At 65.5% G+C, this 12,188-nt stretch carries 7 protein-coding genes; all 7 read left to right on the plus strand.

Annotated elements, in window-relative coordinates:
• Positions 1-25 precede the first annotated feature (25 nt).
• The 7 genes from ACQB60_RS27035 (at position 26) to rpsL (ending at position 12,187) form a co-directional block, all read left to right on the plus strand.
• Positions 26-925 (plus strand): SCO4651 family lipoprotein, encoded by a 900-nt coding sequence (locus ACQB60_RS27035; RefSeq protein WP_496928712.1) that lies wholly within the window; start codon positions 26-28, stop codon positions 923-925.
• 77 nt (positions 926-1,002) lie between these two features.
• A complete protein-coding gene (locus ACQB60_RS27040; protein WP_496928713.1) occupies positions 1,003-1,992 on the plus strand; it encodes an SCO4651 family lipoprotein in 990 nt (329 codons plus the stop codon).
• 312 nt (positions 1,993-2,304) lie between these two features.
• Positions 2,305-2,832, plus strand: coding sequence for a 50S ribosomal protein L10 (gene rplJ, locus ACQB60_RS27045; protein ID WP_384829886.1), 528 nt, complete (start codon positions 2,305-2,307; stop codon positions 2,830-2,832).
• A gap of 114 nt (positions 2,833-2,946) precedes the next feature.
• Complete coding sequence (gene rplL, locus ACQB60_RS27050; protein ID WP_384829889.1) at positions 2,947-3,336, plus strand: 50S ribosomal protein L7/L12; 390 nt, start codon at positions 2,947-2,949, stop codon at positions 3,334-3,336.
• A 548-nt stretch (positions 3,337-3,884) separates the two neighbouring features.
• Complete coding sequence (gene rpoB, locus ACQB60_RS27055) at positions 3,885-7,370, plus strand: DNA-directed RNA polymerase subunit beta (protein WP_384829892.1); 3,486 nt, start codon at positions 3,885-3,887, stop codon at positions 7,368-7,370.
• Positions 7,371-7,491: 121 nt separating this feature from the next.
• Positions 7,492-11,391 carry a DNA-directed RNA polymerase subunit beta' gene (locus tag ACQB60_RS27060; protein WP_496928714.1) on the plus strand — a complete coding sequence of 1,300 codons (3,900 nt, stop codon included), beginning with the start codon at positions 7,492-7,494 and terminating at the stop codon, positions 11,389-11,391.
• A 424-nt stretch (positions 11,392-11,815) separates the two neighbouring features.
• Positions 11,816-12,187, plus strand: coding sequence for a 30S ribosomal protein S12 (gene rpsL, locus ACQB60_RS27065; RefSeq protein WP_003948652.1), 372 nt, complete (start codon positions 11,816-11,818; stop codon positions 12,185-12,187).
• Position 12,188: the final 1 nt, after the last annotated feature.

A 12,188-nucleotide genomic window follows, 5' to 3' on the forward strand; every position in this document is an offset into this window, starting at 1 on the left:
TGTGTGGACACAAGGGGTGGGACGAATGAACAGCACGACGACCGTGCGCCGGGCGGGCCTGGCCATCGCGATCGCGGCCGCACTGACGTCCGTGGCGGCCTGTGGCTCCTCGGACGGGGGCTCGGGCAAGGACGAGGGCTCCAAGGACAAGGGGAGCGTGGCGCTCAGCCCCATAGCCGCCCTGCGTGGCATCGCGAAGACGACGGACAAGGCGGACTCCGCCAAGGTCGAGGGCACGACCCAGATGGGCAGCCAGTCGACGATGGACATGGACGGTGCCATGGCCTGGTCGGACGGCATCACGGGGGACGTCACGGTGACGTTCACCGGCGGCGCCCAGGCCGAGCAGATGAAGGCGCTCGGCCAGCCGAAGATCAACTACCGCTATTTGAAGAACGGCTTCTACGCGAACATGGGCGACAAGTTCGCGGCGCAGGCCGGCGACGGCAAGCACTGGGTCGAGTACGACTACGACAGCCTCGCCAAGATGAGCGGTGCCGCGGGCGCGGCCTTCAAGGACCAGATGCAGAACACCACTCCGAACCAGTCGGTGAAGATGCTGTTGGCCTCGGGCGATGTGAAGCGCGTGGGCGAGGAGACGGTCCGCGGCACGAAGGCGACCCACTACTCGGGCACGGTCGACGTGGCGGACTTCACCGGCAAGAGCGCGAATCTGGACGCGCAGCAGAAGTCGGAGCTCAAGAAGCAGTTCGATCAGATGGGCATGAGCACCGAGCAGATCGACATCTGGGTCAACGGCGACGACTTGCTGGTCAAGAAGATCGAGAAGGGCGAGACGAAGAACGGCACGTTCTCCCAGACCGCCTACTACAGCGACTACGGCACCCCGGTCTCCGTGGCGAAGCCCTCGTCCACCGACACCATGAACTTCAAGGAGCTCATGAACCAGCAGCCCGCGGCATAACCAGAAGATCCACAATCGCACCTCAGGTACGCTCAGGACACGAAATGTGTCGATCATGTGTTCCTAGGGGTGGGGTCATGACTGGTGTTGTCCGTGGAAATCTGGGCCGCAAGCGGGTGGCGGGCGCCGTGCTCGCCACCGCGCTGCTCTGCACCGGAGCGGTGGCCTGTTCCGGCGGCGACTCGTCGGACAAGGGCGCGGGGAAGGCCGGGGAGCCGCAGTCCCGCTCGCAGGTGACGGACGTCATCACCGCCGCGTACAAGAAGACCTCGGCCGCGAAGTCCGCCAAGGTCCGGATGACGATGTCGGCCCCCGCCGGAGCGATGGGCAAGGCCATGGGCGGCACGGGCGAGATGAAGATGACCGGCGTCATGGGCTGGGACCCGTCCGTCATGGACGTGACGATGTCGGGTTCCGCTCTCACGGAGGGCGACCCGGACGCACCGGAGAAGATCCGGATGCTCTGGAGCGACAACGTGATGTACGCGGACATGGGCGCGGCCGGGGCCAAGAAGATGGACGGCAAGCGCTGGATGAAGATGGACATGAAGTCCATCGCGGAGGAGGCCGGCGACCCGAAGCTCACGAAGATGCTGACCGGCGGCCTCGACAACATGAACCAGAGCCCGGCGCAGCAGCTCGCGATGCTCCTGGGGTCGCCCAACCTGAAGCACCTCGGCTCCGCCACGGTCGACGGCGTGCAGACGCAGCGCTACAAGGGCCGCCTCACCGTCAAGGAGATGATGTCGACCAACAAGGCACTGGACGACGTCCTCAGCAAGCGCGAGCGTGAGCAGCTCTTCAAGAACATCGACAAGTCGGGCATCAAGGGCTACGACACCGAGGTCTGGGTCAACGAGGACGACTACCCGGTCCGCATGGACATCGACATCAAGTCGCCCGAGGGCACGGTGAAGACCTCGCAGACGTACTCGGACTACGGTGCCGCCGCCAAGGTGACACCGCCGCCCGCCAAGGACACCTTCGACCTGTTCAAGACCCTCAAGGAAGGGTTCGAGAAGGGCGGAGCGGGCGCAGGAGGGTCCGCCGGTCTGGGCGGTATCTGAGCGATTTGCTTGACGCGGACCCGTTCGCGTACTCTTCCACAGAAGCCAAAGACCGCTGGTCGTTGCTGTGTGCTCTCGCGAGTGCGCGGCGGCCGAAGGATCCGCTGAACTGCGGACGACCCGCGCAGGTGACTGTGGAAGAGATCCCGGATGCATGCTGTCCGGTTGAGCTCACGCCCCGTGCGCCTGCGCCGGGGCGTTTCGTTTTGCTGCAGAGCCCCTTCTTCACGTGCCTGATTCAGGCGGTCCGGCGACGTGCGGCTGATCGGAAGGTCAGTCGAGGATCATCACCCCGGAAGGAGGCCGAGGCTCATGGCGACGTCCGACAAGGTCGCTGCTGTCGAGGAGATCACGCAGAAGCTGCGCAACTCCAACGCTGCTGTTGTGACTTCTTACACCGGACTGACCGTGGCGCAGCTCAAGGAGCTTCGCCGTTCTCTCGGCGAGAACGCTCAGTACCGTGTGGTGAAGAACACGCTGACCAAGATCGCGGCCGACGAGGCCGGGATCCCGCTGGACGAGCACCTCAAGGGCTCGACGGCTGTCGCTTTCGTGACCGGTGACCCGGTCACGGCGGCGAAGGGTCTTCGTGACTTCGCCAAGGACAACCCCGCTCTCGTCATCAAGGGCGGTGTCCTTGATGGCAAGGCGCTGTCCGCCGACGAGATCAAGAAGCTTGCGGACCTCGAGTCCCGCGAGGTTCTGCTCAGCAAGCTGGCGGGTGCCATGAAGGGCAAGCAGTCCCAGGCTGCCTCTGTCTTCCAGGCGCTCCCGTCGAAGCTCGTCCGCACCGTGGACGCGCTTCGCGCCAAGCAGGCCGAGCAGGGCGGTGCCGAGTAATTCGGCTCGCGTCATGATCTGCGCCGCGTAGGGCGCGGGTCGCAGCGGGCCTGAATGTACGCCCGCCTCACATGTAACTCCGGCACCAGCCGAATTAGTGGAAGGACCGCCATCATGGCGAAGCTCAGCCAGGACGACCTGCTCGCGCAGTTCGAGGAGATGACCCTCATCGAGCTCTCCGAGTTCGTGAAGGCCTTCGAGGAGAAGTTCGACGTCACCGCCGCCGCCGCCGCGCCGGTCGTCGTTGCCGGTGGTGCCGCTGCCGGTGGCGACGCCGCCGCCGCCGAGGAGCAGGACGAGTTCGACGTCATCCTCACGGGTGCCGGCGACAAGAAGATCCAGGTCATCAAGGTCGTGCGTGAGCTGACCTCCCTGGGTCTGAAGGAGGCCAAGGACCTCGTCGACGGCACCCCGAAGCCGGTCCTTGAGAAGGTCGCCAAGGACGCCGCGGAGAAGGCCGCCGAGGCCCTCAAGGGCGCCGGCGCCTCCGTCGAGGTCAAGTGACCTCACGAGTCGTCTGACTCTTCTGAGTGCCGTTTGAGGCGCTCACCAAGGGCGATCACCCATCTGGGTGGTCGCCCTTTGGCGTTCCCGTGACGGCTGCCTTGCACTGTCCGCCCCGGCGAGTATGGTGATCTTCGTTGTGCCACGAAACGGCCCCTGGCGGTGACGATGTCGGAGCCCTGTCTGGGCAGGGGGGCCTTGACGAACCGCACGCAGCGCGCAATTCTCAGGACGCGTCGTCACAACGATCCGCATCCGAGGCATGGATCGGCGGCGAAGAGGGCAGTATCGATGTGCGCTGAGGACGTGGCTTGCCGCAGGTGTTGAGAACAACGAGGGTCTCCCAAAACCCGCACTGGACATCAGTGGGCCTACTGGCTACACTGACCCTTTGCGCTGCCTGTTAGCTGCCTCCTGCCCGTCACCAGGGGCATGCCCATGCTTGAGCACCGTGGATTGAAACTGCCCTGACCTGGGCTTTTCTGTCTCTGTGTCCAGCTGGGACCGGTACGCGCGTAGTGAGTCCGAGCCCTCGGAAGGACCCCCTCTTGGCCGCCTCGCGCACTGCCTCGACCGCGAATACGAACAACGGCGCAAGCACCGCCCCGCTGCGCATCTCCTTTGCAAAGATCAAGGAGCCCCTCGAGGTTCCGAACCTTCTTGCGCTGCAAACCGAGAGCTTCGACTGGCTGCTCGGAAACGACGCGTGGAAGGCTCGTGTCGAGGCGGCTCTCGAAAGCGGACAGAACGTCCCCACCAAGTCCGGCCTCGAGGAGATCTTCGAGGAGATCTCCCCGATCGAGGACTTCTCCGGGTCGATGTCCCTGACGTTCCGCGACCACCGCTTCGAGCCCCCGAAGAACTCGATCGACGAGTGCAAGGAGCGCGACTTCACGTTCGCCGCCCCGCTCTTCGTCACCGCTGAGTTCACCAACAACGAGACCGGCGAGATCAAGTCCCAGACGGTCTTCATGGGCGACTTCCCGCTCATGACGAACAAGGGCACCTTCGTCATCAACGGCACCGAGCGTGTCGTGGTGTCGCAGCTGGTCCGTTCGCCCGGTGTCTACTTCGACTCCTCGATCGACAAGACGTCCGACAAGGACATCTTCTCCGCCAAGATCATCCCGTCCCGGGGTGCCTGGCTGGAGATGGAGATCGACAAGCGCGACATGGTCGGTGTGCGCATCGACCGCAAGCGCAAGCAGTCCGTCACCGTTCTCCTGAAGGCTCTCGGCTGGACGACCGAGCAGATCCTCGAGGAGTTCGGCGAGTACGAGTCCATGCGCGCCACCCTGGAGAAGGACCACACCCAGGGTCAGGACGACGCGCTGCTCGACATCTACCGCAAGCTGCGTCCGGGCGAGCCCCCCACGCGCGAGGCCGCGCAGACGCTGCTTGAGAACCTCTACTTCAACCCGAAGCGCTACGACCTGGCGAAGGTCGGCCGCTACAAGGTGAACAAGAAGCTCGGCGCGGACGAGCCGCTGGACGCCGGCGTGCTCACCACCGACGACGTCATCGCCACGATCAAGTACCTGGTGAAGCTGCACGCCGGTGAGACCGAGACGGTCGGCGAGTCCGGTCGCTCGATCATCGTCGAGACGGACGACATCGACCACTTCGGCAACCGTCGTATCCGTAACGTCGGCGAGCTGATCCAGAACCAGGTCCGCACGGGTCTCGCCCGTATGGAGCGCGTCGTGCGTGAGCGCATGACCACCCAGGACGTCGAGGCGATCACGCCGCAGACCCTGATCAACATCCGGCCGGTCGTCGCCTCCATCAAGGAGTTCTTCGGCACCAGCCAGCTGTCCCAGTTCATGGACCAGAACAACCCGCTGTCGGGGCTGACGCACAAGCGTCGTCTGAACGCCCTCGGCCCGGGTGGTCTCTCCCGTGAGCGGGCCGGCTTCGAAGTCCGTGACGTGCACCCCTCGCACTACGGCCGCATGTGCCCGATCGAGACGCCCGAAGGCCCGAACATCGGTCTGATCGGTTCGCTCGCCTCGTACGGCCGCATCAACGCGTTCGGCTTCATCGAGACGCCGTACCGCAAGGTCGTCGACGGTGTCGTCGGTGACGAGGTCGACTACCTCACGGCCGACGAGGAAGACCGCTTCGTCATCGCGCAGGCCAACGCGCCGCTGACCGACGAGCTCCGGTTCGCCGAGGCCCGCGTCCTGGTCCGCCGCCGTGGTGGCGAGGTCGACTACGTGCCCGGCACGGACGTCGACTACATGGACGTCTCGCCGCGCCAGATGGTGTCGGTCGCGACCGCCATGATCCCGTTCCTCGAGCACGACGACGCCAACCGTGCCCTCATGGGCGCGAACATGATGCGTCAGGCCGTGCCGCTGATTAAGTCCGAGGCGCCGCTCGTCGGCACCGGCATGGAGTACCGCTGCGCGGTCGACGCCGGTGACGTACTGAAGGCCGAGAAGGACGGTGTGGTCCAGGAGGTCTCCGCGGACTACATCACCACCGCCAACGACGACGGCACGTACACCACGTACCGCCTGTCGAAGTTCTCCCGTTCCAACCAGGGCACCTCTGTGAACCAGAAGGTCGTCGTGGACGAGGGCGCGCGGGTCATCGCCGGTCAGGTCCTGGCCGACGGTCCCGCGACCGAGGACGGCGAGATGGCCCTCGGCAAGAACCTGCTCGTGGCGTTCATGCCGTGGGAGGGTCACAACTACGAGGACGCCATCATCCTCAGCCAGCGTCTGGTGCAGGACGACGTCCTCTCCTCGATCCACATCGAGGAGCACGAGGTCGACGCCCGTGACACCAAGCTCGGCCCCGAGGAGATCACCCGGGACATCCCGAACGTCTCCGAGGAGGTCCTCGCCGACCTCGACGAGCGCGGCATCATCCGCATCGGTGCCGAGGTCATCGCCGGCGACATCCTCGTCGGCAAGGTCACGCCCAAGGGTGAGACCGAGCTGACCCCGGAGGAGCGTCTGCTCCGCGCGATCTTCGGTGAGAAGGCGCGCGAGGTCCGTGACACCTCCCTGAAGGTGCCGCACGGCGAGACCGGCAAGGTCATCGGCGTCCGCGTCTTCGACCGTGAAGAGGGCGACGAGCTGCCGCCGGGCGTGAACCAGCTGGTTCGTGTCTACGTGGCGCAGAAGCGCAAGATCACGGACGGTGACAAGCTCGCCGGCCGTCACGGCAACAAGGGCGTCATCTCCAAGATCCTGCCCATCGAGGACATGCCGTTCCTCGAGGACGGGACGCCGGTCGACATCATCCTGAACCCGCTGGGTGTGCCGTCCCGAATGAACCCGGGACAGGTCCTGGAGATCCACCTCGGCTGGCTCGCCAGCCAGGGCTGGGACGTCTCCTCGCTCGGTGACGACTGGGCGCAGCGCCTGCAGGCCATCGAGGCCGACCAGGTCGCCCCGCGCACCAACGTCGCGACGCCCGTCTTCGACGGTGCCCGCGAGGACGAGCTGGCCGGTCTCCTCGAGCACACCATCCCGAACCGCGACGGTGACCGCATGGTCCTCCCGTCCGGCAAGGCGCGGCTGTTCGACGGCCGCTCCGGTGAGCCGTTCCCGGACCCGATCTCGGTCGGGTACATGTACATCCTCAAGCTGCACCACCTGGTCGACGACAAGCTGCACGCTCGCTCGACCGGTCCGTACTCGATGATCACCCAGCAGCCGCTGGGTGGTAAGGCTCAGTTCGGTGGCCAGCGCTTCGGTGAGATGGAGGTGTGGGCGCTGGAGGCTTACGGCGCCGCGTACGCCCTCCAGGAGCTGCTGACGATCAAGTCCGACGACGTGACCGGCCGCGTGAAGGTCTACGAGGCCATCGTCAAGGGCGAGAACATCCCCGAGCCCGGCATTCCCGAGTCCTTCAAGGTGCTCATCAAGGAAATGCAGTCCTTGTGCCTCAACGTGGAGGTGCTGTCCTCGGACGGCATGTCCATCGAGATGCGCGACACCGACGAGGACGTCTTCCGCGCCGCGGAAGAGCTCGGCATCGACCTGTCCCGGCGCGAGCCGAGCAGCGTCGAAGAGGTCTGACGGGTCTGGCCGGGTTCTCATGGACGTACGGAAGTGCAGTACGGAGATGAGAACCCGGCCCCACCCCGGACCCCCTCAGACCATGATTGAGACACGACCCCGAAAGAGGGATTGACGACAAGTGCTCGACGTCAACTTCTTCGACGAGCTGCGGATCGGCCTCGCGACCGCGGACGACATCCGACAGTGGTCCCACGGTGAGGTCAAGAAGCCGGAGACCATCAACTACCGCACCCTGAAGCCCGAAAAGGACGGACTCTTCTGCGAGAAGATCTTCGGTCCGACCCGGGACTGGGAGTGCTACTGCGGCAAGTACAAGCGTGTCCGCTTCAAGGGCATCATCTGCGAGCGCTGCGGCGTCGAGGTCACTCGCGCCAAGGTGCGTCGTGAGCGGATGGGCCACATTGAGCTGGCCGCGCCTGTCACGCACATCTGGTACTTCAAGGGCGTCCCGTCGCGCCTTGGCTACCTGCTCGACCTCGCCCCGAAGGACCTCGAGAAGGTCATCTACTTCGCGGCGTACATGATCACGTTCGTGGACGAGGAGCGCCGCACGCGCGACCTGCCCTCCCTGGAGGCGCACGTCTCCGTGGAGCGTCAGCAGGTCGAGAACCGCCGCGACGCCGACCTCGAGGCCCGCGCCAAGAAGCTCGAGACCGACCTGGCCGAGCTCGAGGCCGAGGGTGCCAAGGCCGACGTGCGCCGCAAGGTGCGCGAGGGCGCCGAGCGCGAGATGAAGCAGCTGCGCGACCGTGCCCAGCGCGAGATCGACCGTCTCGACGAGGTGTGGAACCGCTTCAAGAACCTCAAGGTCCAGGACCTCGAGGGCGACGAGCTGCTCTACCGCGAGCTGCGCGACCGCTTCGGCACCTACTTCGACGGCTCCATGGGTGCGGCTGCCCTGCAGAAGCGCCTGGAGACCTTCGACCTCGACGAGGAGGCCGAGCGCCTCCGCGAGATCATCCGTACCGGCAAGGGCCAGAAGAAGACCCGTGCGCTCAAGCGCCTCAAGGTCGTCTCCGCGTTCCTGCAGACCAGCAACAGCCCCAAGGGCATGGTGCTCGACTGCGTGCCGGTCATCCCGCCGGACCTGCGTCCGATGGTGCAGCTGGACGGTGGCCGCTTCGCGACCTCCGACCTGAACGACCTGTACCGCCGCGTGATCAACCGCAACAACCGCCTGAAGCGGCTTCTCGACCTCGGTGCGCCCGAGATCATCGTGAACAACGAGAAGCGCATGCTCCAGGAGGCGGTCGACGCCCTCTTCGACAACGGCCGTCGTGGTCGCCCGGTGACGGGCCCCGGCAACCGTCCGCTGAAGTCCCTCAGCGACATGCTGAAGGGTAAGCAGGGTCGATTCCGTCAGAACCTGCTCGGTAAGCGTGTGGACTACTCCGCGCGTTCCGTGATCGTCGTCGGTCCGCAGCTGAAGCTGCACCAGTGTGGTCTGCCGAAGGCCATGGCGCTGGAGCTCTTCAAGCCGTTCGTGATGAAGCGCCTGGTCGACCTGAACCACGCGCAGAACATCAAGAGCGCCAAGCGGATGGTCGAGCGCGGCCGCACGGTCGTGTACGACGTCCTCGAAGAGGTCATCGCCGAGCACCCGGTTCTGCTGAACCGTGCGCCCACGCTGCACCGCCTCGGCATCCAGGCGTTCGAGCCGCAGCTGGTCGAGGGCAAGGCCATTCAGATTCACCCGCTCGTCTGCACCGCGTTCAACGCGGACTTCGACGGTGACCAGATGGCCGTTCACCTGCCGCTCTCCGCGGAGGCGCAGGCCGAGGCCCGCATCCTGATGCTGTCCTCGAACAACATCCTGAAGCCGGCTGACGGCCGTCCGGTCACCATGCCGACCCAGGACATGGTGCTCGGCCTCTTCTTCCTCACCACGGACGAGGAGGAGCGCGACGTCAAGGGCGAGGGCCGTTCGTTCGGTTCGACGGCCGAGGCGATCATGGCGTTCGACGCCGGTGAGCTCTCGCTGCAGGCGAAGGTCGACATCCGCTTCCCGGTGGGCACCATCCCGCCGCGCGGCTGGACCCCGCCGGCCGTCGAGGAGGGCGAGCAGGAGTACCAGCAGGGCGACAGCTTCCGGCTGCGTACGACCCTGGGCCGCGCGCTCTTCAACGAGCTGCTGCCTGAGGACTACCCGTTCGTCGACTACTCGGTCGGCAAGAAGCAGCTCTCCGAGATCGTCAACGACCTCGCCGAGCGCTACCCCAAGGTCATCGTGGCGGCGACGCTCGACAACCTGAAGGCGGCGGGCTTCTACTGGGCGACCCGTTCCGGTGTCACCGTGGCCATCTCCGACGTCGTGGTCCCCGAGGCCAAGAAGGCGATCGTCGCGGGCTACGAGGCGCAGGACGAGAAGGTCCAGAAGCAGTACGAGCGCGGTCTGATCACCAAGGAAGAGCGCACGCAGGAGCTCATCGCGATCTGGACCAAGGCGACCAATGAGGTCGCCGAGGCGATGAACGCGAACTTCCCCAAGACCAACCCCATCTTCATGATGGTTGACTCGGGTGCCCGAGGAAACATGATGCAGATGCGCCAGATCGCCGGTATGCGTGGTCTGGTGTCGAACGCGAAGAACGAGACGATTCCGCGTCCGATTAAGGCTTCCTTCCGTGAGGGCCTGTCGGTGCTGGAGTACTTCATCTCGACTCACGGTGCTCGTAAGGGTCTTGCGGACACGGCTCTCCGTACCGCCGACTCCGGTTACCTCACCCGTCGTCTGGTCGACGTCTCGCAGGACGTCATCATTCGCGAGGAGGACTGTGGCACCGAGCGCGGTCTGAAGCTGAAGATCGCGGTCCGCGGCGAGGACGGTGTCCTGCGCAAGACGGACGACGTCGAGACGTCCGTGTACGCCCGCATGCTGGCCGAGGACGTCGTCGTCGACGGCAAGGTCATCGCCCCGGCCAACGTCGACCTCGGTGACGTGCTCATCGACGCCCTGGTCGCCAACGGCGTCGAGGAGGTCAAGACCCGCTCGGTCCTGACCTGTGAGTCGGCGGTCGGCACCTGTGCCTTCTGCTACGGCCGTTCGCTCGCCACCGGCAAGCTGGTCGACATCGGTGAGGCGGTCGGCATCATCGCCGCCCAGTCCATCGGTGAGCCCGGTACCCAGCTGACGATGCGTACCTTCCACACCGGTGGTGTGGCCGGTGACGACATCACCCAGGGTCTGCCCCGTGTCGTCGAGCTCTTCGAGGCTCGTACGCCGAAGGGTGTCGCCCCGATCTCCGAGGCCGCGGGCCGTGTCCGCATCGAGGAGACCGAGAAGACCAAGAAGATCGTCATCACCCCGGACGACGGCAGCGACGAGACGGCGTTCCCGATCTCGAAGCGCGCCCGTCTGCTCGTGGGCGAGGGCGACCACGTCGAGGTGGGCCAGAAGCTCACCGTGGGTGCCACCAACCCGCACGACGTGCTGCGGATCCTCGGTCAGCGCGCGGTCCAGGTCCACCTGGTCGGCGAGGTCCAGAAGGTCTACAACTCGCAGGGTGTGTCGATCCACGACAAGCACATCGAGATCATCATCCGGCAGATGCTGCGCCGCGTGACGATCATCGAGTCCGGCGACGCGGAGCTGCTGCCGGGCGAGCTCGTCGAGCGCTCGAAGTTCGAGACCGAGAACCGTCGGGTCGTGACGGAAGGCGGCCACCCGGCCTCCGGCCGTCCGCAGCTGATGGGTATCACCAAGGCTTCGCTGGCGACGGAATCCTGGCTGTCGGCCGCCTCCTTCCAGGAGACGACCCGAGTTCTGACGGACGCGGCGATCAACGCCAAGTCCGACAGCCTCATCGGCCTCAAGGAGAACGTCATCATCGGTAAGCTCATCCCGGCCGGTACGGGCCTGTCCCGCTACCGCAACATCCGGGTCGAGCCGACCGAGGAAGCCAAGGCCGCGATGTACTCGGCCGTCGGCTACGACGACATCGACTACTCCCCGTTCGGCACGGGCTCCGGCCAGGCCGTTCCGCTGGAGGACTACGACTACGGGCCGTACAACCAGTAAGGCGCGCCAGTGAGTTGAAGGGCGGTCACCCCACCGGGGTGGCCGCCCTTCGGCGTTCGTGCGGGAGAGCTCGGAGACGCAGGAATGGCCCGGCGGCGCATTTTGGTACCGGGTGCTGAGACTTGGCGTCTCATTCTTCGGTCGGGGCGGGAGAGCGGTGACGTATCGCACTGCACGTGGCATTCCGTGCGTGGCCATTTGTTTTGACCCAAGTCGATGAGCTAGGTACGCTCAGACCTTGTGCCTGGGGTGTGCCTGGGCTCGCGCGCGTGTCCTGACCGCAGCGCGGGTTCGAAAGTGGCCGCCGAAATCTGCGCCCTTCTCGCCTTCAGCGGGAGTCTGCAGCATTCGACACACCCGACCGCGTGGGTCGGCAACGTTCCAGGTTAGCTTTACTATTCGGCACACAGAAACCGGAGAAGTAGTGCCTACGATCCAGCAGCTGGTCCGTAAGGGCCGGCAGGACAAGGTCGAGAAGAACAAGACGCCCGCGCTCGAGGGTTCCCCCCAGCGTCGTGGCGTCTGCACGCGTGTGTTCACGACCACCCCGAAGAAGCCGAACTCGGCCCTGCGGAAGGTCGCGCGTGTGCGTCTGACCTCCGGGATCGAGGTCACGGCCTACATTCCGGGTGAGGGACACAACCTGCAGGAGCACTCCATCGTGCTCGTGCGTGGTGGCCGTGTGAAGGACCTGCCTGGTGTTCGCTACAAGATCATCCGCGGTTCCCTCGACACCCAGGGTGTCAAGAACCGCAAGCAGGCCCGCAGCCGCTACGGCGCCAAGAAGGAGAAGTAAG

The sequence above is a fragment of the Streptomyces odontotermitis genome, assembly GCF_050510915.1.
Taxonomy (GTDB): Bacteria; Actinomycetota; Actinomycetes; order Streptomycetales; family Streptomycetaceae; genus Streptomyces.

Bases quoted from the DNA above. Each gene is read 5' to 3' on its own strand.
- rplJ (WP_384829886.1), top strand. From the start codon at position 2,305: ATGGCGACGTCCGACAAGGTCGCTGCTGTCGAGGAGATCACGCAGAAG.
- ACQB60_RS27035 (WP_496928712.1), top strand. From the start codon at position 26: ATGAACAGCACGACGACCGTGCGCCGGGCGGGCCTGGCCATCGCGATC.
- ACQB60_RS27040 (WP_496928713.1), top strand. From the start codon at position 1,003: ATGACTGGTGTTGTCCGTGGAAATCTGGGCCGCAAGCGGGTGGCGGGC.
- rplL (WP_384829889.1), top strand. From the start codon at position 2,947: ATGGCGAAGCTCAGCCAGGACGACCTGCTCGCGCAGTTCGAGGAGATG.